This window comes from Pseudarthrobacter defluvii, assembly GCF_030816725.1.
In the GTDB taxonomy this organism is placed as follows: Bacteria; Actinomycetota; Actinomycetes; order Actinomycetales; family Micrococcaceae; genus Arthrobacter; species Arthrobacter defluvii_A.
The window spans coordinates 3,509,480-3,534,600 of the sequence record NZ_JAUSYG010000001.1; the positions used below are offsets into that span (position 1 = coordinate 3,509,480).

A 25,121-nucleotide genomic window follows, 5' to 3' on the forward strand; every position below is an offset into this window, starting at 1 on the left:
CCTGCACATGCCCGTCACCTAGGCCTCTGCACCGTGGCGACGTGCCCAGGGGCGGCCGGCGGAGCCGTACCCAAGGCGACGGACCGAAGCCCTTGTGGGACGGGTATCCGGAAGCGTGCGTCCAAGGGAGCGACACGTCCGCTCAGCGGGCGTCTTCGCGACCGAGCACGCGGAGGATGCCGGTCCCACCGGGCCCAAGGCAACCACCGATGTTTCGACAAGGTGACGACGGCGCGGCATAAGGGACTACTTGAGGCGCTTGTAGAACGGGAGGTCGACGACTTCGAAAGGCTCTGCCTTGCCGCGGAGGTCGATGTCCAAAGCCGTGCCGGGCGCCGAGTGCTCGACGTCGACGTAGGCCATGGCGATGGGGTACCCGAGGGTGGGTGAGGGCTGGCCGGAGGTGACTTCGCCGACCGTGACGCCGTCCTTGACCACGGGGTAGTGCGCGCGGCCGGCGCGGCGGCCCTGGCCTTTGAGCCCCACGAGGCGGCGGCCGGAGGTCCTTCCGGCGCCGGCTTCCTTTTTGGCGGCCAGGACCGCTTTGCCGACGAAGTCGCCTTCCTTGGAGAGCGCGACGACGGCGCCCAGGCCGGCGGCAAACGGGTCGCCCTGCAGCGAGAGTTCGTTGCCGTACAGCGGCATGCCTGCCTCAAGGCGGAGGGAGTCGCGGGAGGCGAGCCCTGCGGGGGTCAGCTCACCTTCGTCGGCGATGGCGATGAGTGCCTGCCAGAGCGCTGGTGCGTCGTGGTTGTCCACGAAGATCTCGAACCCGTCCTCACCGGTGTATCCGGTACGGGCGAGCAGGAGATCCTTGCCCGCGCCGCCCACCAGGAACGGAACCTCCACGGCGGCGTAGTACTTCAGGTCCATGACCAGAGAGTGCTGGGCGGCCGGGACCAGGCGCAGCAGGAGTTCCTGCGCCGTGGGGCCCTGTACGGCGATCAACGACGTCTCGGCGGAGGCGTCCTGCACCACCACGTCGAACCCTGCAGCCCGTTCCTGCAGCGCCGCCGCGACCACGGCGGCGTTGCCCGCGTTGGGCACCACCAGGAAGACGTCGGTGCCGTCCGCCGCGGCGGGGCGGCGGTAGGTGATGAGGTCGTCGATGATGCCGCCGTCCTCGTTGCAGATCAGCGAGTACTTGGCCTTGCCCACCGCCATGGCGGAGATCTTCCCCACCAGCGCATAATCCAGGAAGGCCGCAGCGTCCGGCCCGGTCACCCAGACCTCCCCCATGTGGGAGAGGTCGAACAGGCCTGCGGCCTTTCGAACCGCGTGGTGTTCGGCCAGTTCGGAGCTGTATTTAAGCGGCATTTGCCACCCCCCGAAGTCGGTGAAGGAGGCGGCCAGCTTCTTGTGCTCGTCGTACAGCGCTGTGTATTTCTCGGTCATGGCGGCAGTCCTCACTTCTCGAACTCTTCGAGCGGCGGGCAGGAGCAGATCAGGTTCCGGTCCCCGGCGGCGCCGTCAATCCGCCCCACCGGCGGGAAGTACTTGTCCTGCTTGTGGTGGGCAGGGAAGGCTGCCTGTTCCCGCGGGTATGCGCGGTCCCAGTCGGAGCTGACGACGGCGGCGGCGGTATGGGGTGCGCGGCGCAACGGTGAGTTTGCAACGGAAAAGTCGCCGTTGGCCACCTGGTCGATTTCCTTGCGGATGGTGATCATGGCTTCGATGAAGCGGTCCATCTCGGCCAGGTCCTCGGACTCGGTGGGCTCCACCATCAGCGTCCCCGCGACGGGGAAGGACAGGGTGGGGGCGTGGAAGCCGAAGTCGATCAGCCGCTTGGCCACGTCCTCGGCGGTAACCCCGGTCTTGGCAGTGAGTTCGCGCAGATCGAGGATGCATTCGTGGGCAACAAGCCCGCCTTCGCCCGTATAGAGGACCGGGAAGTACTCGTTCAGCCGGGACGCGACGTAGTTGGCGGCCAGCAGGGCCGACTTGGTGGCTTCGGTCAGCCCCTCGCCGCCCATCAGCTTCACATAAGCCCAGGAAATGGGCAGCACGCCGGCGGAGCCGAAACGGGAGGCGGAAATCGGCACATCGGTAGCACCGGAACCGGCACTCCACGTCGTCGCGTCGCCCGGCATGAACGGTGCGAGGTGGGCCTTCGCTGCCACCGGACCGACACCAGGTCCGCCGCCGCCGTGCGGGATGCAGAAGGTCTTGTGCAGGTTCAGGTGGGACACGTCGCCACCGAACTGGCCCGGCTGGGCAAGTCCGACGAGGGCGTTGAGGTTGGCCCCGTCGATGTACACCTGCCCGCCGGCAGCGTGCACGGCGTCGCACACTTCGCGGACGTCGCCGTCGTAGACGCCGTGCGTGGACGGGTACGTGATCATGATGCAGGACAGAGCGTCCTTGTTGGCTTCGATCTTGGCCGTCAGGTCGTCGTGGTCGATGGTGCCGTCGGAGGCGGTGGCGACCACCACCACCTTCATGCCGGCCAGCACGGCCGAGGCAGCGTTGGTGCCGTGGGCCGAGGCCGGGATCAGGCAGACGTTCCGCTGCTCATCGCCCCGGGAGTGGTGGTAGCCGCGGATCGCCAGCAAGCCCGCCAGCTCGCCCTGGGAGCCGGCGTTGGGCTGGATGGACACCTGGTCATACCCGGTGATGGCCGTCAGGTCAGCTTCCAGGTCGGCGATCAGTTCGCGCCAGCCTTCGGTCTGGGAGTCCGGGGCGAACGGGTGGATCGAGGCGAACTCAGGCCAGGAAATGGCCTCCATCTCGGCGGTAGCGTTCAGCTTCATGGTGCAGGATCCCAGAGGGATCATGGTGCGGTCCAGCGCCAGGTCCCGGTCCGAGAGCTTGCGGATGTAGCGCAGCAGCTGGGTTTCGGACCGGTGCGTGTTGAACACCGGGTGCTGCAGGTAATCGGAGGAACGCTCGACGGCGGCCTGCAGCGCAAAGCCTTCACCGTCGCTGGCGACGGTGGCGCCAAAGATGTCGGCAACCTGGGCGACGATGGCCGCCGTCGTGGTTTCATCCAGGGAGATGCCCACAGTGTCAGCGTCAACGCTGCGCAGGTTGATGCCGCGCGCCTCGGCGTCGGCAGTGATTCCGGCCGCCCGCCCGGGCACCCGGACAGAAAGCGTGTCGAAGAAGCTCCGGTGCAAGACCTCGACGCCGGCGGCTGCAAGCGAGGCCGCCAGGCTCCGCGCGTGGCCATGGGTGGTCTCGGCGATGGCCTTCAGCCCGTCCGGCCCGTGGTAGACGGCGTACATGGAGGCAACGATCGCCAGCAGCGCCTGGGCCGTGCAGATGTTGGACGTTGCCTTCTCGCGGCGGATGTGCTGCTCGCGGGTCTGCAGGGCAAGCCGGTAGGCGGGGACTCCGGCGTCGTCCTTGGAAACACCCACAAGGCGGCCGGGCAGCGAGCGCTCGAGGCCCTTGCGGACGGCCATGTAGGCCGCGTGCGGGCCGCCGAAGAACAGCGGCACACCAAAACGTTGGGCGGAACCGACGGCAATGTCTGCGCCCTGTTCGCCCGGAGGAGTGATGAGCGTGAGGGCCAGCAGGTCAGCCGCGACCGTCACCAGCGCGCCGCGCTCCTTGGCAGCGGCAATGACGCCGGACTGGTCCCAGACCCGGCCGGACGCACCGGGCTGCTGCAGCACAATGCCGTTGATGTCGCCCTCAGGCAGGCCCTGGGACAGATCGGCAACCTCCACCTCGAAGCCCAGCGCCTCGGCGCGGCCCCTGACGATGGCGATGGTCTGCGGCAGGACGTCAATATCCAGGACGGTCTTGCCGTCGGCCGCGGGCTTGGCCTTGTTGGCGCGGCGCATCAGCAGCACGGCTTCGGCCACGGCGGTGGCTTCATCCAGCAAGGAAGCGTTGGCGATGGGCAGGCCCACCAGGTCCTGGACCATGGTCTGGAAGTTCAGCAGTGCCTCGAGCCGGCCCTGGGAAATCTCGGGCTGGTACGGGGTGTACGCGGTGTACCAGGCCGGGGACTCCAGGATGTTGCGCCGGATCACCGGCGGAGTGACGGTGTCGAAGTACCCCTGGCCAATCAGCTGCACGGCGGTCTTGTTCTTCCCGGCGAGCTTCCGCAGCTCGGTGAGGACCTCGACCTCACTGAGGGCGTCCTGGAGGCGAAGGGCAGTTTCCTGGCGGATGACCTTGGGAACGGCCATATCCACCATGGAGTCGACGCTGTCATAGCCTACGGCTTTGAGCATGGTGTCGACGTCGGCCTGGCGGCGCGCGCCGACATGGCGGTCTACGAAGGTGGTGGAGGCTGGGGTAACCGACACGAAGGAACTCCATTTATTCAGGCGGCGCAGGGTACGCCACAGCTATTGGGTTCCTCCCCGCTCTGTATTGGACCTGAGAGTTTCCGCGTTTCCTGCCTTGGCAGGACCCGCTTGCACCGTCGGTGAGCACAACAGCCTTCCGTTCCCACAGTGGAGGGAGGGAAACTGCCTGCTGCTTTCCAGAGGCGCCTCGCCGCGGCGGTACAGGGGCCTGCGAGATTCCTGGGGAGGATTTGCTCCTACGGCGCCTGCCTGTACTTCCGGCAGAACTCTCCCGCCGCAGATCAAAGGCTATTCACTTGTTGGATCATGACGGCCGGTGACAGCCCTCACAACTCTCCATTGTCCTACGGTGCAACCCCTCCCGGCAAATGGGCGGCGGCTACCTGCGCAGCCGCTCCAAGGCGGCCAGCAGTTCCTCCACGTCAGCGGCTGCTCCCCCCGGCGGCACAGGGGCCACGGACAGCATGGCATTGAAGTACAGGCCGTCACCCATGTAAAGGACAGCCTTTGCCAGCCCCGGGCCCACGTCCGCGGCAATTTCGTCCAGCCAGCGTTGCTGGATGGCGGCGAACCGCCGGCGCGTCTCTTCATGCGCCACCTCCGCAAGCCTGGTGGCGGCCACAATGGCCCGGTCAAGGGGCGTATCCGCCCACACGGAGGAACGGATGAAGTAGGCGGCGGCACCTTCTTCCGCCGCCGCCATGGCATCGGCATCCGCTTTTGCCAGGCCTTCCAGCCGGTCAAGCAGCACGGCTATGAGCGCTTCCTTGTTGGGAAAGTGGTACAGCAGTCCGCCTTTGGACACTCCAGCCTTGCGTGCAACGGCATCAAGGGTTGCAGCCCGCTCCCCCACCTCGATCAGCAGGGACTCGAAGGCATCAAGGACCGCATCGCGGGCAACAGGCTTTCTGGGCATGCCTTCCATCATGCCTTCCGCCGGTCCGGAAGGCACAAGCCCAGGCACCTCGCCGTAACTATACCGTCTGGACGGTATAGTTACCTCATGCCGATTTTCACCATCCAAGCGACCTCGCGCCCGGACAACATCGCTTCACGCCCGCCGCACCGCGACTGGCTGGCGCTGGGCCTGCTGATGTTTCCCGTGCTGCTGGTGGCCGTGGACAACACCGCTCTTACCTTCGCCCTGCCCGCCATTGCACGCTCCCTGGAGCCCTCGGGTGTGCAGCTGCTCTGGATCGTGGACGCCTATCCGCTGGTGCTGGCCGGATTGCTGGTGTCCATGGGCAGCCTGGGTGACCGGATCGGCCGGCGGCGCCTGCTGGTCATCGGCAGCATTGGTTTTGCCGCGCTCTCTGCCGCCACCGCCTTTGCCACGACCCCCGAGTGGCTGATCGCCGGCCGGGCCGCCTTGGGCTTCTTCGGGGCCATGCTGATGCCGTCCACACTGTCGCTGATCCGCAACATCTTCCCCGAGCCCAACCGGCGGAGGCTGGCCGTAGCCATCTGGGCGGCAGGGTTCTCCGGCGGCGCCGCCCTGGGGCCCATTCTTGGCGGCTGGCTGGTGGAGCATTTCTGGTGGGGCGCTGTATTCCTTGTGGCGGTACCCCTCATGATCCCCCTGCTGGTGCTGGGACCGGCCCTCATCCCGGAGTCGAAGGATCCCGCGCCGGGGAAGGTGGACATTGCCAGCATCCTGCTCTCCCTGCTGGTCATGGTGCCGGTGGTCTACGGCATCAAGGCATTGGCCACCGAGGGGCCGGACGCGGCGGGGCTGGGAGCGGTTGCCTTCGGCCTGGCCATGGGGGTGGTGTTCGTGCAGCGGCAGCTCCGCCTGGAGCACCCGCTGCTGGACATGTCGCTGTTCCGCAACAGGGTGTTCAGCATGGCCATCTGCGCCAACATCCTGGCCCTGTTTTCCTTCAACGGGTTCATCCTGTTCCTTGCCCAGCACCTGCAGCTCCTCGAAGGCATGGCCCCGTCGGCGGCAGGGGTTGCCATGCTCCCCGCGCTGGCAGCCACCGTGGTGGCCGGCCTGGTGGTGGTGCCGCTGGTCCGCAAGGTCCGGCCGGGTTTCGTGGTGGCTGCGGGGCTGGCGTTCAGCGCCGCCGGTTACAGCATGGTGACGTTCGGGAACCACGACGGCGGCCCGTCCCTGCTGCTGGCCGCCCTCCTGGTCCTGGCGCTGGGTGTGGGCACGGCGGAGACCATCTCAAACGACCTCATCCTCGGTTCCGCCCCGCCGGCAAAATCAGGGGCGGCCGCGGCCATTTCCGAGACGGGCTACGAGGTGGGCTCACTGCTGGGGACCGCCGTCCTGGGATCCATCCTGACGGCCTCCTACCAGCAAAACCTTCGGCTGCCCGCAGGACTGGACGGCATGCTGCCCGGGCCCGTCCTGCACAACGCCGGGGAAACATTGGCGGGCGCAGTGGAAGCGGCCAACCTCCTGCCCGCGCCGCTCGCCGCCGCGTCCCACGGCGCCGCTGCGGCAGCGTTCGACTCCGGGGTGCACATCACTGCGGCGATCGGGCTGGTACTGATGGCGACGGCGGCAGTCCTCGCCGCCGTCGTGCTTCGGAAAGTGCCAAAGGCCGCCTAACGGCAGCTAGCCCCAACAGCCCAATGCACACAAAAAGGCGCCCGGCGACGGGGACCAACCCCGGCGCCGGGCGCCCTCTGGAATATCCGCTACTTGGAGTCGGCGGCCGTGACCTTGGCGGTGGGCTTCATGTTTTCCGCCTGCACCATCCAGGCGAACTGCTCCAGCCGGGCGATGAACTCGTGCAGGAGATCCGCGGAGGTGGGGTCCTCCTCGTCCACTTCGTCATGGACCTTGCGCATGGTGCCCACGGCAGCCTCCATGGCGGCGACCATCCGCTCGATGGCATCTTCGGTGCTGATCAGCCCTTCGGGGAACTGGGCCAGACTGGTTGTTTCGGCAACGGTGGCGCTGCGGCCGTCGGGAAGCGCGTGCAGGGCACGCATGCGCTCGGCGGTATCGTCGGCGAACTGGCGCGCAGCGTCCACGATCTCATCCAGCTGCAGGTGGAGGTCGCGGAAGTTGGTGCCCACGATGTTCCAGTGCGCCTGCTTGCCCTGAACGTGAAGCTCGATCAGGTCCGCCAGGACAGCCTGCAGGTTGTTGGTCAGTGTCGGTGAAGCTTTCATGCATCCTCCTCAAATGGTCCAGTACGGCAGACGCTACCAGCCGCAGTCGGCGCGGCGGCAGGGCAAAAGGCAATTTCTCAGTGAGCTTACTAATTCCGAAAACCAGTCATAAACGAATGTGGTTCATATTGCGTCTTGCATCACAGGGCCGCCGCCCCCATACTAAATGAACGCCATTCATATAGTGACGTCCGTCTCACAGCCTTTCCAGAAAGCGGTGCCATGACAGAGACAATCCGCACCAGTACTTCCAAGTCCGGTCCGCACGTACACGCGCCCTCCGCGGACGGCTTCAGCGCCAAGGGCCTCAAGGGCGGGCAGCTCGGGCTCCTGGCCGTCGTCGTCCTGGGCATTTCAACCATCGCCCCCGCCTACACCCTCACCAGCGCACTGGGCCCCACCGTCAACGAAGCCGGCCTCCAGCTGCCAGTCATCTTCCTGATCGGGTTCATCCCCATGATCCTGGTCTCGCTCGCATACAGGGAGCTCAACGCCGACTCCCCGGACAGCGGCACCACCTTCACCTGGGTGACCAAGGCCTTCGGGCCCTGGATCGGCTGGATGGGCGGCTGGGGCCTGCTGGCGGCCAACATCATCGTGCTGTCCAACCTTGCCGGCGTCGCCGTCGACTTCTTCTACCTCTTCCTGTCACAGCTCACCGGCTCCCCCGAGCTCGCGGACCTGGCGGACAACAAAGCGCTGAACGTCCTCACCTGCTTCGTTTTCGTGGCGCTGGCCGTCTGGGTCAGCTACCGCGGCCTGCACACCACCAAGCTGGTGCAGTACAGCCTGGTGGGTTTCCAGCTGCTGGTGCTGGGCCTGTTCGTGGGGATGGCCTTCGCCAACTGGTCCAGCTCAGAAACAGCGATCCCGTTCAGCTGGGACTGGTTCGACGTCACCAAGATCGAAACCTTCGGGCAGGTTGCCGCCGGCATCTCACTGTCGATCTTCGTGTACTGGGGCTGGGACGTTTGCCTCACGGTCAATGAGGAGACGGCCAACGGCAAGAAGACCGCCGGCGTGGCAGGCACGCTGACCGCCGTCATCGTCCTTGCCATCTACCTCCTGGTGAGCATCGCCACCATGATGTTCGCCGGCGTCGGAGATACGGGCAACGGCCTGAACAACGCCGAAAACCACGAGAACATCTTCACCGCGCTTGCATCCCCCATCATGGGTCCCTTCGCCATCCTGATGTCCCTCGCGGTGCTCTCCAGCTCCGCCGCATCCCTGCAGTCAACTTTCATGTCACCCTCCCGGAGCCTGCTGGCCATGGCCCACTACGGCGCGCTGCCCGAGCCGTTCAGCCGCATCAGCAGGAAGTTTGCGACGCCGGGCTTCGCCACCATCGCGGCCGGGGTGCTGTCCGCGGGCTTCTACGCGGTGATGCACGTGGTCAGCGAGAACGTCCTGAATGACACCATCCTGGCCCTCGGCCTGATGATCTGCTTCTACTACGGCCTCACCGCTTTGGCCTGCACCTGGTACTTCCGCCACAGCCTGTTCAACAGCGTTCGCCACTTCATGTTCCGGCTGGTCTGTCCGGTGGTTGGCGGTGTGGGCCTGTTCGTGGTGTTCGTCCAGACCGCAGTGGACAGCCTTGCCCCCGAGTTCGGCAGCGGTTCCGAGGTCTTCGGTGTGGGCCTCGTCTTCATCCTGGGCATCGGCATCCTGGCCCTGGGCGCCGTCGTCATGCTGGCCATGTCCCGCACGCACCCCGGCTTCTTCCGCGGGGAAACCCTCAAGCGGGACACTCCCGCCCTGGTGGTTCCGGAGTAGGCCGCCAACCGAAAAGGTGCCGTGCCTCAGCGGGGGCGCGGCACCTTTTTGCTTGCAGACGGTCTGACCGACGACGGAGGGTCCGTCACCAGTAATGCGCCACGTCGATCACCAGGCGGGAGCCGGAACCGGGACCGTCGAGGGTGAAGACACGGAACGGCAGGCGGGCCCGGACTCCAAGCCCCAGGCTTGTATACCCTTCAAAGCTTCCGGCGGACACCACCTGGCGGAAGGTCTGGTAACCGGAAACGTTGCTGAGTTCATTCCTGTCCGAAGGGTTGTAGGTGGGGTTGCCGTTCTGGTCGTAGGACGGCGCCTTAATGCTGATGTGAAGGCGTGCGCCGCCCCGTACCGGAATGACCGCCCCTGAGCCTTCCTGCTCGATCCGCGGCACATACTGCACCGTGTAGGAGACAGCAGGGCCGTTAAGGTCCACCACCAGGCGGTCGAAGCAGTAATGCTGCCCGGTGCGGACGTCGGTGACCGATGCGGTACCGGTGTCCTGCCCGGATTTCGCCAGCGAGCCCCAGGTGAGCCCGCAGTAGGGAGCCGCCGAGGCAGGCCCCTGGACCACGATTCCGAGCCCTACAGCCAGCAGGATGGCTGCGAGCCAGACGGAGAACTTTTTCATTGCTGTGCCATCCAGGATTCAACGCCATTCGATGCTTCCAGCGTAGGAGTGTTGCGGCCCGGAAACGAGGACCATTTTGATAACGACGGCGGCCTCAGACAAAGAAGCGCCGGCCACCCTTCAGGGGTGCCCGGCGCCGGGAAAAACCAGGAAGAAGCTCTAGCCTTCGCAGTCGCGGCAGTACTTCAGGCCGTCCTTCTCACGGGCAACCTGTGACCGGTGGCGGACCAGGAAGCAGGACGAGCAGGTGAACTCATCGGACTGCTCGGGGACCACGATGACGGTCAGTTCCTCGTTGGACAGGTCTGCGCCGGGCAGGTCGATGCCCTCGGCGGTGTCGGTTTCATCGACATCGATAACAGCGGTCTGCGCGTTGCCGCTCCGTGACGCCTGGAGGGCCTCGAGCGAGTCAGCGGGCGACTCTTCTTCCTGCTTGCGTGGAGCATCGTAATCGGTAGCCATAGCGTGTTCACTTTCGTTGCTGCACAGCGCCATTCCAGGCACCTCAGTGAAGCAGTTTAGGGCATTATCACGCCAGTGGGGCAATAGTGTGCTTAACCAGACACCGCGCCGCGGCCTGCAGCCCAGGCGGGCGGGGCGGTGCTGCTGCGCAGGACCAGTTCGGGCTCCACCACCAGCGTCCGCGGTCCATCTGCTCCGGCCAGTGCCCCGAGCATCATGTCCATGCACCGCCGGCCCAGTTCCTCGAAATCCTGCCGCACCACTGTCAGGGGCGGGCTGAAGTAGCCGGCTTCGGGCTGGTCGTCGAAACCCACCACGGACACGTCGTCGGGCACCTTGATGCCTGCCTCGTTCAACGCGCACAGGACCCCCAGGGCCATCTGGTCGTTGCCCACAAAGAGGGCAGTGGCCCGGCGGGCGGCTGCCACCCGGCGGCCAATGTCGTAGCCGCTGCCGGCGCTCCAGTCACCTTCGATCATGAGATCGGCGTCGAGCCCGGCGGCTTCCAGGGTGCACCGCCAGCCGTCGGCGCGGGCCACGGCATCAATCCAGTCCTGCGGCCCGGCGACGTGCCCGATGCGGGCATGCCCCTGCCCGATGAGGTGCTGCACCGCCAGTTCGGCGCCGCGGCGCTGGTCCACCTTGACCCCGCCAACGGCGTCATTGCCGGTGGGCCCCACGGCCACCACAGGCACGCCGATGGGCAGCTCCGCGAGGGCCCCGGGCATCTCCAGGTGCGGAACAATCACCACGATGCCTTCCACCGACTGGTCCAGGAAGTGCCGGACGGCGTCCAGGATCGCGTCCCTGTTGACCTCCCGCAGGGCGGCGACGCTGACGAAGTACCCGGCGTCCCGTGCGGCGCGTTCGACGCCGAGCAGGGTGTTGGCGGGCCCGTACTGCGACAGTTCGCTGGCCAGGACCCCGATGGTCTGCGAGCGCCGGGTGACCAGGCTCCGGGCCGCGGAGTTGCGGCGATATCCAAGCCGAGCAATCGCCGCCTCCACCTTCTCCCGGGTCCCGGTACTCACGTTGGGGTGGCAGTTGACCACCCGGGACACGGTCTGGTGGGAGACCCCGGCCAGCTCCGCCACGTCTTCAAGCCGCGGCAGCCGGGGCGGCCTGCCGTCCGTCACGGGCTTCTTCGCGGTGGCAGCCGGGGTCTCAGCCGTGCCATGGGTCAGATCCCGCCGGCCAGCTTGTAGTAGGCGGCGTTCCAGTTCAGGTCCTTCTTGAACTGGCGGATGGTGGTGCCTTCGTCGATGGTGAGCAGCTCGGTTTTGGCGATTTCCGCGAAGTCCTCGAACACGTCCATGCCCACCTGGGTGGACAGTACCGTGTGGTGCGCAGCCCCGGCAGTCAGCCAGGCTGCGGCGGAGGTGGCGAAGTCCGGCTTGGGCTGCCACAGGGCGCGCGCCACGGGAAGGTTGGGCAGGGGCTGGTCCAGGGGAACAACGTCGACGGCGTTGGCCACCAGGCGGAAACGGTCCCGCATGTCGGACAGGGCGACGACGACGCCCGGGGAGGCATCGGCGTCGAATACCAGCCTGACGGGGTCTTCCTTGCCGCCAATGCCCAGCGGATGGACTTCCAGGCGCGGCTTCTGCGCCGTCAGGGAGGGGCAGACCTCCAGCATGTGCGCGCCCAGAATCTTCTCCGAACCCGGTTCCAGATGGTAGGTGTAGTCCTCCATGAGGGAGGCACCACCGGGCAGCCCGGCGCCCATCACCTTGGCGGCACGGACCAGGATGGCGGTCTTCCAGTCACCTTCGGCACCGAACCCGTAGCCCGCGGCCATGAGCCGCTGCACCGCGAGGCCGGGGAGCTGGCGGAGCGCGCCAAGGTCCTCGAAGGAGGTGGTGAACGCGGCGGAGCCGTTGCCTTCCAGGAAGCTGCGCAGGCCCAGTTCGATCCGGGCACCGTACCGCAGCGATTCATGCCGGGCTGCGCCTGCGCGGAGCTCCGGAACCACGTCATAAAGGTCCTCATATTCCGCCACCAGGGCGTCGACGTCGGCCTCTGCGGCGCCGTGCACGGCGTCGGCGAGCTCGTTCACGGACCAGGTGTTAACCGCGACGCCGAAGCGCAGCTCAGCCTCGGTCTTGTCGCCTTCGGTGACGGCCACGTTGCGCATGTTGTCGCCAAAGCGGGTCAGCTTCAGGGTGCGGACGGCGGCCCAGCCCGCGGCGGCACGCTGCCAGGAACCCACCTGCCGTGCAACCTCGGGATTGGAGACGTGCCCGACGACGGTCTTCCGGGCAATGCCCAGGCGGGACTGGATGTACCCGAACTCACGGTCGCCGTGCGCGGCCTGGTTCAGGTTCATGAAGTCGAAGTCGATGTCCGCCCACGGCAGGTCACGGTTGGCCTGGGTGTGCAGGTGCAGCAGCGGCTTGCGCAGCAGGTCCAGGCCCTGGATCCACATCTTGGCCGGGCTGAAGGTGTGCATCCAGGCCGTCACACCGATCACGGAATCATCGGAGTTTGCCTCCAGCGCCGTGCGGCGGATGGCCTCCGAATCCGTGAGGACCGGCTTCCACACGATCCGCACGGGGACCGCGGTGGATGCGTTGAGCTGGTTGGCGATCTCCTGCGACTGCGCGGCCACCTGCTTGAGGACTTCCTCCCCGTACAGGTGCTGGCTGCCGGTAAGGAACCAGACCTCGTAACCGTCGAGGGAGGTGTTTGCTGGGGTGCTCATGGGTTCTCCTGGAAAAGTTTCGGGGCCTTTTACTGGCCTGTGCTTGTTATTGGCCGTAGACGTTCTGGTAGCGGGCGTAGAGGGAGTCGATGTCGGCCTGGTCGATGGGCAACGGCGCGCCCAACTGCCGGGAGATGTGGACAGTCCGCGCCACTTCCTCGCACATCACGGCGGCCTTCACCGCGGACCTGGCATCCTTGCCGATGGTGAACGGGCCGTGGTTCTGCATCAGCACCGCCGGGGAATTGGAGTTCTTGAGCGTCTCCACGATGCCGTGGCCGATCGAGTCGTCACCGATCAGCGCGAACGGCCCCACCGGGATGGAGCCGCCGAACTCATCCCCCATCATGGTCAGCACGCACGGGATGGCCTCGCCCCTGGCGGCCCAGGCGGTGGCATAGGTGGAGTGCGTGTGCACCACGCCGCCCACCTCGGGCATGTGCCGGTACACGTAAGCGTGCGCGGCCGTGTCCGAGGACGGCGACAAAGGCGGGTTGCCCCAGTCAACGGTCCCGCCGCCGCCGACGTTGGAACCCCTCACCGGCGTACCGTGCAGGTCGGTGACAATCATCTGCTCCGGGGTCAGGTCCTGGTAGGAAACACCGGACGGCTTGATGACCATGAGGTCGGTGCCGGGGACGCGCGCGGAGACATTGCCCGCCGTCCACACCACCAGTTGGTACCTGGTCAGCTCGGCGTGCAGCGCGCACACTTCCTCACGGACCCGGGCGATGGTCTGCAGGATTCCGGTTTCGGTTCCGGTTCCGGCGGTCATGCGGACACCTCCACAACCGCTGCGGATGGGTTTCCGGTGCCCGGCAGGGCGGTCTGGGCGGCTTTGCGCTGGATGGCCTTGAGCCGGTGCATGACGTCGTTGCCGCCGCGGCCGAAGTAGTCGTGCAACGTCTTGTACTCCTGGAACAGTTCGTCGTAGGCGGCCACGTTTTCCGGGATGGGGGTATATACGTCGCCGGGTTCGGCGCCCATGGCGGCGGCAGCCTCGCGGATGTCCGCGTAGAGGCCCGAGGCCACGGCCGCGTGGATGGCCGAGCCCAGGGCCGGGCCCTGCTCCGAGCCGATGGTGGACAGCTGCAGGCCTGTGGCGTCCGCATAGATCTGCATGAGGAGTCTGTTCTTGAGCAGGCCGCCGGCCACGATGAATTCCTTGACGGGGACACCGGCGTCGCGGAAGGCGTCAACGATGGTGCGGGTCCCAAAGGCGGTGGCTTCAAGCAGCGCCCGGTACGTGTCCTCCGGCCTGGTGGCCAGGGTCTGTCCCACCACAATTCCGGACAGTTCGTGGTCCACCAGGACCGAGCGGTTGCCCGAGTGCCAGTCAAGCGCGATCAGGCCGTGCTCGCCGATGGCCTGCCGCGAGGCCAGTTCGGTGAGGTACTCGTGGATGCCCACGCCCGCATCCTTGGCAGCCTGGTGGTATTCGGGCGGGACGCCGTACTTGGTGAACCAGCCGAAGATGTCCCCCACGCCGGACTGGCCGGCTTCGTAGCCCCAGAGCCCGGGCACGATGCCGCCGTCCACGGCCCCGCACATCCCGGGCACCTCGCGCAGTTCGGCACCGTTCATGACGTGGCAGGTGGAGGTGCCCATGATGGCCACCAACTGGCCGGAGTCCACCGCTTTGGCAGCGGGGGCCGTGACGTGGGCGTCAACGTTTCCCACGGCCACGGCGATGCCCTCGGGCAACCCGGTCCAGGCTGCCGCTTCCGCGGTGAGGGTGCCCGCCGCGTCCCCCAGCCGCCCGATGGTGTGCTCCAGCTTGGAGCTGACAAAGTCCTTGAATTCCGGGTTCAGGGCAGCCAGGAACTCCTCCGACGGGTACCGGCCATCCTGGTAGATGCCCTTGTAGCCGGCGGTGCAGGCGTTGCGCACATACCGTCCGCACAGCTGCCAGACGATCCAGTCGGCAGCCTCCACCCAGTGGTCCATCTCCGCATAGACCTCAGGATCCTCTTCCAGCAGCTGGAGGCCCTTGGCGAACTCCCACTCGGAGGAGATCAGTCCCCCGTAGCGCGGCAGCCAGTCTTCACCCCGCTCGGCAGCGAGCCGGTTGATCCGGTCTGCCTGGCCCTGCGCCGCATGATGGCGCCAGAGCTTCACGTAGGCGTGCGGCCGGTTGGCGTAAGCGGGCAATTCATTCAGGGGCGTGCCGTCGGACTTGACCGGCACCATGGTGCACGCAGTGAAGTCAGTGGCAATGCCGACGACGGCGGCCGGGTTGATCCCCGCGTCCGCCACCGCGGCGGGCACAGCCTTGCGCAGGACGTCCCGGTAGTCGTTGGGCACCTGAAGTGCCCATTCGCCGGGAAGCCTTACGTCTTGTCCATCGGATCCCGCTCCCGCTGTGTCTTTGGGAAGTGCGTCAGTGACCACTGCGTGCGGGTACTCATGGACGGCACTTCCGAGTTCCGCGCCGTCGCGGACCCGGACCACCACGGCACGGCCCGAGAGGGTCCCGTAGTCCACCCCGATGACGTACTGGTCATGGCGGGGGGCGGAGCTTGAATCGAACAACGTCTCTGGCATGCGTTTGCCTCCGTCCGGGAGGCTGGGGCCTCATCACCGGGGTTTGTAGGGTTTGGGGTAGAGCTAGGTGCTGCAACAACTGTGAACGCTAACAAAGCAGAAGTCAATGAAGCCGAAAAAGTTGCGAAATTTCCGCGGCGGAGCCTTGTTAGCGTTCACAAAGAGGTCTATATTGAACCGACACATCAACAATGTGGCCAGGACCAGGGAGCCTTCGCGCTGCCTGGTCCAACGACACTTCGCGGCAATGCTGCCGCGGAAGGAGAAAATGGTGAGAATCAAAAAACTCATGGGCGCGGTGGCCCTCGTCCTCGCCCTGACGGTGGGCGCCACCGGTTGCGGGTCAAGGGGCGGAGCCGCCTCTGAATCCGGCAGTGCCGCCAAGCCCAGCGATTCGCTGGTCGGCATCTCGATGCCCACCCAGACCTCCGAACGGTGGATTGCCGATGGCGCCAACGTGGAGAAGTCGCTGAAGGACCTCGGCTACAAGACGGACCTTCAGTTCGCCAATGACGACATCCCCACCCAGGTGTCGCAGATTGAAAACATGCTGACCAAGGGCGCCAAGGCCCTGATCGTCGCCGCCATTGACGGCACCACCCTGACCGATGTGCTGGCCAAGGCCAAGGACCAGAACGTCAAGGTCATCGCCTACGACCGCCTGATCAACGGCACCCCCAACGTGGACTACTACACGACGTTCGACAACTACACGGTGGGCGTGCAGCAGGCCACCTCACTGCTGACCGGTCTGGGCCTCCTGGACGCCAGCGGCAAGAAGGTGGACGGCAAGGGCCCGTTCAACATTGAGCTTTTCGCCGGCAGCCCCGACGACAACAACGCCAACTTCTTCTGGAGTGGCGCCATGGACACCCTCAAGCCGTACCTGGATGCCGGCACCCTGAAGGTCCCCAGCGGACAGACGAAGTTTGAGCAGGCCGCGATCCTTCGCTGGCAGGCACCGGTGGCCCAGAAGCGCATGGAGGACATCATCACCTCCGCCTACAGCTCGGGCACCAAGCTGAACGGCGTCCTCTCTCCATATGACGGCCTGTCCATCGGCATCCTCTCTGCCCTCACCAGCACCGGCGGCTACGCCAAGGGAAGCCTGCCGGTGGTCACCGGCCAGGACGCCGAAAAGGGCTCCGTCAAGTCCATCATCGCCGGCGAGCAGTACTCCACCATCTTCAAGGACACCCGGCAGCTCGGCGCGCAGGCCGTCAAGATGGTAGACGCAGTCCTGAAGGGCCAGGAGCCGGAAACCAACGACACCAAGACCTACAACAACAAGGTCAAGGTAGTTCCGGCGTTCCTGCTGAAGTCCGTGATCATCACCAAGGACAACTACAAGAAGGAACTGATCGACTCGGGTTACTACACCGACGCCGACGTCAAGTAGTCAGCGTCCAGGGGCTGTGCCCGGGACTCCATCCCGGGCACAGCCCCTCCCGCCGCCTCCTGCAGCAGCAGGAAGGCCAAGCTTCGACCAGTCAGTGGGAATTGACGATGAACACACCCATTCTTCAAATGCGAGGAATCACCAAGACGTTCCCCGGCGTGAAAGCGCTGCAGGACGTCACCCTGGATGTGAACCGTGGAGAAGTCCACGCCATCTGCGGTGAAAACGGAGCCGGCAAATCAACGCTCATGAAAGTGTTGTCCGGCGTCTATGCACACAACACCTTCGACGGGGAGATCCTCTTCGAAAACGAACCCTGCAACTTCTCCAGCATCTCGGACAGCGAGAAGCGGGGAATTGTCATCATCCACCAGGAACTGGCCCTGAGCCCCTTCCTGTCGATTGCCGAGAACATCTACCTTGGCAATGAACAGGCCACCAACGGGTGGGTTGACTGGCGGAAGACGAACCTGGAGGCTGCAAAGCTGCTGGCCCGCGTTGGCCTCGACGAAAACCCTGTCACCCCCGTCCAGCACATCAGTGTGGGAAAACAGCAGCTGGTGGAGATCGCCAAGGCCCTGTCCAAGGAAGTGAAGCTGCTCATCCTGGACGAGCCCACGGCCGCCCTCAACGACGAGGATTCCGGCCACCTGCTGGACCTGATCCTCCACTTGAAGGGCCAGGGCGTCACCAGCATCATCATCAGCCACAAACTCAACGAAATCCGCAAGGTGGCGGACGCCGTCACCATCATCAGGGACGGCAAAACCATCGAGACCCTGCGGCTAGACGAAGGCCAGATCACGCAGGAACGGATCATCCGCGGCATGGTGGGCCGGGACCTTGAGAGCCTGTACCCGGACCGCGAGCCGAACATCGGCGAGGAAGTCCTGCGGATCGAGGACTGGTCCGTTCGCCACCCCCAGGACCACACCCGCATGGTGGTCAACAACGCCAACCTGCACGTCCGGAAGGGTGAAGTTGTAGGACTCGCCGGGCTCATGGGCGCCGGGCGCACCGAACTCGCCATGAGCGTCTTCGGCCGCACCTACGGCACCGCCACATCGGGCAAGGTCTACAAATACGGCGAGGAAATCAACACTTCCACCGTGTCCGACGCGATCAGGCACGGCATCGCCTACGCCACCGAGGACCGCAAGCACTACGGCCTGAACCTCATCGAGGACATCAAGCGGAACATCTCCCTGGCAGCGCTGCGCAAGCTCGCCAAAAACGGTTTTGTGGACAAGAACCAGGAAACCGTAGTGGCCAACGGCTACCGGAAGAGCATGAACATCAAAGCGCCGTCCGTGGCGGCCATCACCGGAAAACTCTCCGGCGGAAACCAGCAAAAAGTGGTGCTGAGCAAATGGATGTTCTCCGACCCGGACGTGCTCATCCTCGATGAACCCACCCGCGGCATCGACGTCGGCGCCAAATACGAGATCTACACGATCATCGCGAAACTCGCGGCCGAAGGAAAAGCCGTCATTGTGATTTCCTCCGAACTGCCGGAACTGCTGGGCATCTGCGACCGCATTTACACCCTCGCCGCCGGCCACATCACAGGTGAAGTACCCATCGCCGAGGCCACCCAGGAAACCCTGATGCACTACATGACCAAAGAGAAGGAATAGCGACATGTCCGCCCTCAGAGAATCGCTTGGATTCCTCACAAGCCGCCTGCGCCAGGTGGGCATCTTCGTTGCCCTGATCCTGATTGTCCTGCTCTTCCAGGGACTGACGGGCGGGATCCTGCTGGAGCCGCAGAACGTCACCAACCTGGTGGTCCAGAACAGCTACATCCTCATCCTGGCCATCGGCATGGTGATGGTGATCATCGCCGGGCACATCGACCTCTCCGTCGGATCGGTGGCCGGGTTCATCGGCGCCGTGGCCGGCGTCATGATCGTGCACTGGGGCTGGCCGTGGTGGGCCGCCATCCCCGCCTGCCTGCTGGTCGGCGCCCTGGTGGGCGCCTGGCAGGGCTACTGGATCGCCTATGTGGGGATTCCGGCCTTCATCGTGACGCTGGCAGGCATGCTGATCTTCCGCGGCCTGACCCTCATCACCCTGAAGAACCAGCAGATCACCCCCTTCCCGGCAGAACTCCGCGCCCTCGGCGGCGGCTTCCTTCCCGACCTCACCGGCGGCACCTCCGTCCTGGAGTGGCTCACCGTCATTCTCGGCGTCGGGGCAACCGCCGCCCTCCTGATCCAGGCGTTCAAGGAGCGCAGGATCCGCCGGAAGTTCGATCTCGAAAGCGAGCCGCTGGTCTGGTTCATCATCAAGACCGCCTTCACGTCGCTGCTCATGCTCATCATCACGTTCCTGCTGGCGTCCTACCGGGGCACCCCCATTGTCCTGGTGGTCCTGGCCGCCCTGGTGATTGCGTACACGGCCTTGATGAACAACAGCGTCTTCGGCCGGCACACCTACGCAATCGGCGGCAACCTCCACGCGGCTGAACTCTCAGGCATCAAGACCAAGGCCGTCACGTTCCGGCTCTTCGTCAACATGGGCGTACTGTCCGCGCTGGCGGGCCTCGTCTTCACCGCCCGGCTCAACTCCGCGCAGCCGGCCGGTGGAACGGGCTTCGAGCTGGATTCCATCGCCGCAGCCTTCATCGGCGGCGCCGCGGTCACCGGCGGCATCGGGACCGTGGCCGGGGCCATGATCGGCGGCCTCATAATGGGTGTGCTCAACAACGGCATGTCCATCCTGGGCCTGGGTACCGACTACCAGCAGCTCATCAAGGGCCTGGTGCTCCTTGTCGCCGTCGGCTTCGATATCTTCAACAAGAACCGCAGCGGTGGCGGCGGCGACATTGGCAAGCGCTTCAAGCTCAAGACCAGCCCTCCGCCGGCAGCAGAGAAGCCGGCGCCGGCCGCCAGCGAAACGGTGGAGGCAGGCATCAAGTAGGAAACACCGCAACCGTGCACCTGTTGGCCCCCGTTGCCCCGGACTGAGTCCTGGCAACGGGGGCCTTCCTGCGTGCGGCCGCGGCGATGAGGGGCAACTGCTCAGGGGGCAGCCAGGCCTGCGGCAACATCGGCAGGCGAGCGGCGGCGGCGGCTCAGCACGATGAACGGGGCCGCCAGCAGCTGCACCGCGCCGCCCAGGGCCAGCGACGCCGGGTAGCCGTAGAGGTCCGCGGTCCTGCCGAGCAGTGGCTGCACCACCACTCCCCCGCTGGAACCCATCAGCGAAGCGAAGCTGAGGACCGTGGCCCGCTGCTTCGAGGCAATCATGTCGTTGAGGTAGGCCTGGCGCACCGGGGTGCCTGCGGAGGCAACCACGGCCCACACGGCCAGGAGTACCAGCGCCACCCAGAAGACGGTGGTGGCCAGGAGCACCACCAGGACCACCGAGCTGGTGATGGTGGAGGCGATCAGAACGCTGGTGCGCCGGCGCACCAGCTTCCGGACCAGGGGCGCCAGCCAGCCGCCCACCACGTCCGCGCCCGCCACAATGGCCGCTGCCAGGCCCGCAATGGCGTAGGCCCTGGGATCGCCGAAAAGCTGCAGCAGGTAGGGCTGGAGGGCGTAGAAGACGTAGAACCCCACGCCTTCGGTGAACGGCGCAGCCAGCATCATGAACCGAACCGGCGGGTTCCTCAGTCCGCCGTCCACGGATGCCTTCAGGACTGCGCGGGTGGCCTGCAGGGGGTGCGCCGACCGCTCCGGGGTGAAGCCGACGTCGTGCATCAGCAGGAAAGCCACCACGAACATGGCCACCAGCACCGCGACACGCAGCAGGAACGGCACGCCCAGGTTGGTGGCCTGGGCAATGACGCCGCCGGCAACTGATCCTGCCAGCATGGCGATGCCGGACACCATCTGGCCGCGCCCCAGCACCGCTTCCAGTGCCCCCTCGTATCCCGAGAAATGCAGCGCATCCACGAGCCACGCTTCCACGGCACCGGAGAAGAACGTGAAGCCAAGACCCAGCAGGGCGGACACCGCGGCCCACCACCAGAAGGGCGCGGACAACTGCCACAGCAGGTAGTAGAGGTAGGTGGATGCGGCCAGGGTTACGGTGCCCAGCAGGAAGGACGTGCGGCGCCCCCAGCTGTCGGCCACCACCCCTGTTGGAACTTCGAACAGGACCATTCCGGCCGTGAAAAAAGCGTTGGCCGCGAACGCTTCCAGGTTGGTGAGCCCGGCATCGAGCAGGAACAGGGTGTTGATGCCCCAGATGAACGACGCCGCAAGGGTGTTTCCCAACGTCAGGGTCAGGTAGATGGTCTGGATTCTTCGAGCTGCAGCGTTCACTGGCGGGCGCCCTGCGTCTGTCTTCCTGCCGTTGGTGTCAGGACGGGCTGAAATTCGGGGGTACGGGGTCGTGCCGCAGGTACTGCCGGCGGAACCGTCCGGTGCCTGCAGTCAGGGCCCGGAGTTCAACGGCGTACCGCAGGAGTTCCTGGTCCGGAACCTCCGCGCTGATCTCCGTGAGCCCTTCCCCGGAAGAAGTGGTCCCGGTGAGGCGTCCCCGGCGGCCGGAGAGGTCGCTCATCACAGACCCCACGTGCTCGTCGGCAACGGTGATGGAGACTGAGGACACCGGTTCCAGCAGCTGCACCTTTCCCTCGGCAGCTGCCTCACGGAGCGCCAGGGCCCCGGCCGCCTGGAACGCGGCGTCGGATGAGTCGACGCTGTGTGCCTTGCCGCCCACCAGGGTCACGCGCAGGTCGACCACGGGGAAACCCGCAGAGACCCCCTTGTCCATCTGCGCCCGCACCCCCTTCTCAATGGAGGGAATGAACGTTCCCGGGATGACCCCGCCAACCGTCTTGTCCACGAACTCGAACCCGCCGCCGCGCTCCAGCGGTTCCACCTCAATATCGCACACGGCGTACTGGCCATGCCCGCCGGACTGTTTGACGTGCCGGCCGTGGCCGGAGGCGGGGGCCGCGAAGGTTTCCCGCAGCGGGGTCACCACGTCCACGGTATGCAGCTTCACGCCCTGCTCGCGCAGCCGGTCCAGCACCACTTCGGAGTGCGCTTCGCCCATGCACCACAGCACCAGCTGGTGCGTTTCGGTGTTCCGGTCCACCCGGAGCGTTGGGTCTCCCGCCGCGATCCTGCCCAGGCTGCGGGCCAGCGCGTCCTCGTCGCTACGTGAATCAGCTTCCACCGCGACCGGCAGCAGCGGCTCGGGCATCTCCCAGGTGGCCAGCAGCAACGGACTCTCCCGGCTGGAGATGGTGTCCCCGGTTTCGGCGCTGCCGAGTTTCGCGAGGGCGCACATATCCCCGGCCACGCAGTAGGGAACCGGGCGAAGGGTGGCCCCCAGCGGTGAGTAGATATGGGTGATGCGTTCATCGGTGTCGTGGTCCTGGTGGCCGCGGTCGGCCAGGCCGTGGCCCCCTACGTGCACGGGCGAGTCCTCGCGCAGGGTGCCTGAGAAGACCCGCACCAGGCAGATGCGGCCCAGGAAGGGATCGTTGGAGGTGCGGACCACTTCGGCGGCGAGCGGTCCGGAAGGATCGCAGGCCAGGCTTCCGGCCGGCCTGCCGGCGAGGTCGGCCGTGGCGGGCAGGCTGCGTTCCACCGGCGCCGGGAAGGCGCGCACCAGCAGGTCCAGCAGTTCCGCGGTGCCAAGCCCGGTGACGGCGGATGTGGGCAGCACCGGAAAGAACGAGCCGCGGGCCACGGCGGTTTCCAGGTCGGCGGCCAGCACGGCGGTGTCCATGTCCTCGCCTTCCAGGTAGCGGTCCATCAGCGTCTCATCTTCGCTCTCGGCGATGATGCCCTCGATGAGCGCTCCCCTGGCGGTCCCCGCTTCCTCACGTTCGCCGGTTGTTGCGGCGCGGACTTCAGGTGCTGAATCTTCAGCGGAATAGTCCGCCACCTCCTGCGACAGCAGGCCCAACAGGCCGGTGACAGCTCCTTCTGTCCGCACCGGGACGCACAGCGGGATGACGCCGTCGCCGAACGCTCTCTGGCAGGCGGCCAGGGCGGCGTCGTAATTTGCGCGCGGGTGGTCCACCCGGGTGATGACGACGGCGCGTGGGAGCCCCATGTGCGCGCACTCGCCCCACAGTGCGGAGGTGGTTGCATCGATTCCCTCGACGGCGGACACCACAAAGAGGGCGGCGTCCGAGGCCCGGAGTCCGGCCCGCAGTTCGCCAATGAAGTCCGGGTAGCCCGGTGTGTCCAGGAGGTTCACCTTGACGTCGTCCACCATCAGCGGCACCAGGGACAGCGAGACCGACCGCTGCTGGTGCACCGCGGCGGGGTCCGAGTCGCTGACGGTGGACCCGTCCGCGATGGAGCCTTTGCGGGTGATCATGCCGTTGCCCGCGAGCAGCGCCTCGATCAGCATGGTTTTCCCGGCGCCGGAGTGTCCCACCAGGGCCACGTTCCGGATGCGGGCCGGGTCCTGGGCTGCGATGCCGCCCGCCTGGTCGCTTCGCCTGGATTCAGGCCCGCTCCTGCCGCCTGCCGCCCGCGCTGACTCCCTGGTGCTCTTCACCGACATTGGAACCTCCTGGCATCATTGCCGACCGGACCGAACGTGTCCTCTGATTCGACACCTTGGACGGCGGGACGGCAAGAGCGAAGGCTATTTGCTGCGGGCTTTGCGGGTGGCGGCGTCGTTGGCCTTCTGGAGTGCCTTCACCAGCTGGTCTTTGTCCATCTTCGAGCGGCCCTTGACGTCCAGTTCCCTGGCCAGCTCGTAGAGGTGGTCCTTCGAGGCGTTGGCATCCACGCCACCGGCCGTGGGTTCCGAGGAGCGGATACCCTCTTCTGCGCGTTTATCCGACGGGCCGCGGTTTTCCTTGGGCTCCCAGTGGTCGCCCACCTTCTCGTAGCTGTGTTTCAGGGAGGCGTAGGCCGCGCGGGCGGCCCGCTGTTCGTCCTGGTCATAGGACTCAAGGGCGGAATCGTAGGTCTTGGCGAAGGTGTCCTGGGCCTTTTGGTCAGAACGCTGCAGGGTCGAGGGGAGCTCTTCCTTGCGGGCATGGTCGTTCTTGCCGGTCTTGGGCATGGGACCCATCCTCCTTTGTCAGCACGCTGATCATGTGGATAGTTCCAGCTTAGACCCGGAGGTTTGTGGAGCCCCCTGTCGGATTCGAACCGACGACCCCCGCTTTACAAGAGCGGTGCTCTGGCCAACTGAGCTAAGGAGGCGTGCCCATTAGGGCATGCGCGCGGAAGGCGCTAGATAAGGGTAGCCCAACTCCCCGCCGGGCGTAAAAACGCCCGGGCCGGTGTTTTGCCTGCGGCAGGGGCCTGCCCCGGGAATGTTCCGGAACAGGCCCCTGGCAGCACTGTTGGTTCCTAGCCCTTGGCGGCGATGGCTGCCTGCAGGAAGTCGGGGAACGGCGTCTGGGCGCTGTCGCCCTTGCCCCACTGCTTGCCGTCCACGAAGACGGTGGGCGTACCCGTAACGCCGATCGCGGATGCTTCCGCGGTGGTGAACTTCACGAAGGGGCGGTAGGTCTTGTCATCCACGCAGGAGTCGATGTTCACGCCCATGTCCGAGGCCATCTTCTTCAGGTCGTTGTCGGACAGGCCCGCAGTGCCTTCTGCCGGCTGCTTGGCGAACAGTGCGTTGACGAAGTCCGAGTATTTCTCCGGCGATGTGTTGACCACACACGCTGCTGCGTTCGCTGCCCGGGACGAGTAGTTGGTGGTGGACCGGCTGTCCAGGAAGCCCAGGGCGCGGTATTCGACAGTGATCTTGCCTTCATTGCGCAGCGAGGTGAGCTGGTCGTTGTACTGGGTCTCAAAGTTCTTGCAGATGGGGCAGATGAAGTCGATGTAGAGGACCACCTTGACCGGCTTGCCCGCCTCCGCCTCGGCGCCGGGTGCCACCACCTCGGCGGGCGGAGTCTTCGGCGCTTCCCCCACGGAAGCGGCGTCAACAGTAGCCGGCTCCGTCTTGGCCACCTCGTTGTTGGCCAGCAGCGTAACGCCGCCGTGGCTGTTGGCGTTGGCAGGAACAGGGCCCTGGTCCGCAACCGGGGCGTTCCGCTGGATGTTGCCCGCCACCACCAGGCCCACCACCACCAGGATGACCACCACCGCCGCCACGATGCCCCAGCCGATCAGCAGCTTGTTGCGCTTGTCCTTTTTTGCCTGCGCTTCGCGGATCAGGCGCGCTTTTTCGCGCGCCTCCGCCGTTCGCTCAGCCTTGGACTTACGTACTTCGTTTGCGGGGCTCATGAGTTCCTTGGGTCGGTCGACGTAGGGGACCACTTCGTGG

General features: G+C 65.9%; 19 protein-coding genes, 1 tRNA gene and 1 riboswitch. Of the genes, 5 read left to right on the forward strand and 15 right to left on the reverse strand.

The annotated features are described in order from the left end of the window. Positions 1 to 246: 246 nt before the first annotated feature. The 3 genes from gcvT to QF031_RS16375 form a co-directional block, all read right to left on the reverse strand. On the reverse strand, positions 247 to 1,395 hold the full coding sequence (gene gcvT, locus QF031_RS16365; protein WP_307430494.1) for a glycine cleavage system aminomethyltransferase GcvT: 1,149 nt from the start codon (positions 1,393 to 1,395) through the stop codon (positions 247 to 249). Positions 1,396 to 1,406: 11 nt separating this feature from the next. Next, positions 1,407 to 4,259 (reverse strand): aminomethyl-transferring glycine dehydrogenase, encoded by a 2,853-nt coding sequence (gene gcvP / locus QF031_RS16370; protein ID WP_307430496.1) that lies wholly within the window; start codon positions 4,257 to 4,259, stop codon positions 1,407 to 1,409. Between the two features lie 189 nt (positions 4,260 to 4,448). Then, positions 4,449 to 4,546: riboswitch (glycine riboswitch) on the reverse strand. Positions 4,547 to 4,641: 95 nt separating this feature from the next. Continuing rightward, the gene (locus QF031_RS16375) at positions 4,642 to 5,178 is read right to left on the reverse strand and encodes a TetR/AcrR family transcriptional regulator (RefSeq protein WP_307430498.1); all 537 of its coding nucleotides are present in this window, start codon (positions 5,176 to 5,178) and stop codon (positions 4,642 to 4,644) included. A gap of 87 nt (positions 5,179 to 5,265) precedes the next feature. Here QF031_RS16375 and QF031_RS16380 point away from each other — a divergent pair, with 87 nt between their 5' ends. Further along, complete coding sequence (locus QF031_RS16380) at positions 5,266 to 6,822, forward strand: MFS transporter (protein ID WP_307430502.1); 1,557 nt, start codon at positions 5,266 to 5,268, stop codon at positions 6,820 to 6,822. Positions 6,823 to 6,911: 89 nt separating this feature from the next. On the opposite strand, the gene QF031_RS16385 is transcribed toward QF031_RS16380, so the two are convergent. Further along, positions 6,912 to 7,391 (reverse strand): Dps family protein, encoded by a 480-nt coding sequence (locus QF031_RS16385; protein ID WP_307430505.1) that lies wholly within the window; start codon positions 7,389 to 7,391, stop codon positions 6,912 to 6,914. Between the two features lie 222 nt (positions 7,392 to 7,613). On the opposite strand from QF031_RS16385, the gene QF031_RS16390 reads away from it, so the two are divergent. Next, positions 7,614 to 9,170, forward strand: coding sequence for an APC family permease (locus QF031_RS16390; RefSeq protein WP_307430508.1), 1,557 nt, complete (start codon positions 7,614 to 7,616; stop codon positions 9,168 to 9,170). A gap of 85 nt (positions 9,171 to 9,255) precedes the next feature. Here the strand turns inward: QF031_RS16390 and QF031_RS16395 are convergent, their stop codons facing one another. The 6 genes from QF031_RS16395 to araB form a co-directional block, all read right to left on the reverse strand. Continuing rightward, a complete protein-coding gene (locus QF031_RS16395) occupies positions 9,256 to 9,801 on the reverse strand; it encodes an AMIN-like domain-containing (lipo)protein (protein ID WP_307430511.1) in 546 nt (181 codons plus the stop codon). A gap of 159 nt (positions 9,802 to 9,960) precedes the next feature. Continuing rightward, complete coding sequence (locus tag QF031_RS16400; protein WP_307430514.1) at positions 9,961 to 10,263, reverse strand: DUF4193 domain-containing protein; 303 nt, start codon at positions 10,261 to 10,263, stop codon at positions 9,961 to 9,963. Between the two features lie 92 nt (positions 10,264 to 10,355). Beyond that, complete coding sequence (locus QF031_RS16405; RefSeq protein WP_307430517.1) at positions 10,356 to 11,399, reverse strand: LacI family DNA-binding transcriptional regulator; 1,044 nt, start codon at positions 11,397 to 11,399, stop codon at positions 10,356 to 10,358. Between the two features lie 44 nt (positions 11,400 to 11,443). Beyond that, positions 11,444 to 12,964 (reverse strand): L-arabinose isomerase, encoded by a 1,521-nt coding sequence (araA, locus tag QF031_RS16410; protein ID WP_307430520.1) that lies wholly within the window; start codon positions 12,962 to 12,964, stop codon positions 11,444 to 11,446. A 46-nt stretch (positions 12,965 to 13,010) separates the two neighbouring features. Then, positions 13,011 to 13,739 (reverse strand): L-ribulose-5-phosphate 4-epimerase, encoded by a 729-nt coding sequence (locus QF031_RS16415; protein ID WP_307430523.1) that lies wholly within the window; start codon positions 13,737 to 13,739, stop codon positions 13,011 to 13,013. After that, the gene (gene araB / locus QF031_RS16420; RefSeq protein ID WP_307430526.1) at positions 13,736 to 15,508 is read right to left on the reverse strand and encodes a ribulokinase; all 1,773 of its coding nucleotides are present in this window, start codon (positions 15,506 to 15,508) and stop codon (positions 13,736 to 13,738) included. Before araB ends, QF031_RS16415 begins: the two co-directional genes overlap by 4 nt. Positions 15,509 to 15,776: 268 nt before the next feature. On the opposite strand from araB, the gene chvE reads away from it, so the two are divergent. The 3 genes from chvE to mmsB all read left to right on the forward strand — a co-directional run bounded on the left by chvE (position 15,777) and on the right by mmsB (position 19,829). Then, positions 15,777 to 16,907, forward strand: coding sequence for a multiple monosaccharide ABC transporter substrate-binding protein (chvE, locus tag QF031_RS16425; RefSeq protein ID WP_370874522.1), 1,131 nt, complete (start codon positions 15,777 to 15,779; stop codon positions 16,905 to 16,907). Positions 16,908 to 17,014: 107 nt separating this feature from the next. Further along, on the forward strand, positions 17,015 to 18,544 hold the full coding sequence (gene mmsA / locus QF031_RS16430; protein WP_307430528.1) for a multiple monosaccharide ABC transporter ATP-binding protein: 1,530 nt from the start codon (positions 17,015 to 17,017) through the stop codon (positions 18,542 to 18,544). 4 nt (positions 18,545 to 18,548) lie between these two features. Next, positions 18,549 to 19,829, forward strand: coding sequence for a multiple monosaccharide ABC transporter permease (mmsB, locus tag QF031_RS16435; RefSeq protein WP_307430531.1), 1,281 nt, complete (start codon positions 18,549 to 18,551; stop codon positions 19,827 to 19,829). Between the two features lie 101 nt (positions 19,830 to 19,930). Here mmsB and QF031_RS16440 read toward each other — a convergent pair whose 3' ends face one another. The 5 genes from QF031_RS16440 to QF031_RS16460 all read right to left on the reverse strand — a co-directional run bounded on the left by QF031_RS16440 (position 19,931) and on the right by QF031_RS16460 (position 25,081). Further along, the gene (locus tag QF031_RS16440; RefSeq protein WP_307430535.1) at positions 19,931 to 21,181 is read right to left on the reverse strand and encodes an MFS transporter; all 1,251 of its coding nucleotides are present in this window, start codon (positions 21,179 to 21,181) and stop codon (positions 19,931 to 19,933) included. A 37-nt stretch (positions 21,182 to 21,218) separates the two neighbouring features. Further along, complete coding sequence (locus tag QF031_RS16445; RefSeq protein ID WP_307430538.1) at positions 21,219 to 23,390, reverse strand: elongation factor G-like protein EF-G2; 2,172 nt, start codon at positions 23,388 to 23,390, stop codon at positions 21,219 to 21,221. A gap of 84 nt (positions 23,391 to 23,474) precedes the next feature. Further along, positions 23,475 to 23,900: a ChaB family protein gene (locus QF031_RS16450; RefSeq protein ID WP_307430541.1), complete on the reverse strand. Its 426-nt coding sequence runs from the start codon at positions 23,898 to 23,900 to the stop codon at positions 23,475 to 23,477. 66 nt (positions 23,901 to 23,966) lie between these two features. Continuing rightward, positions 23,967 to 24,043, reverse strand: a tRNA-Thr gene (locus tag QF031_RS16455). Positions 24,044 to 24,193: 150 nt separating this feature from the next. Beyond that, a complete protein-coding gene (locus QF031_RS16460; protein WP_307430543.1) occupies positions 24,194 to 25,081 on the reverse strand; it encodes a DsbA family protein in 888 nt (295 codons plus the stop codon). Positions 25,082 to 25,121: the final 40 nt, after the last annotated feature.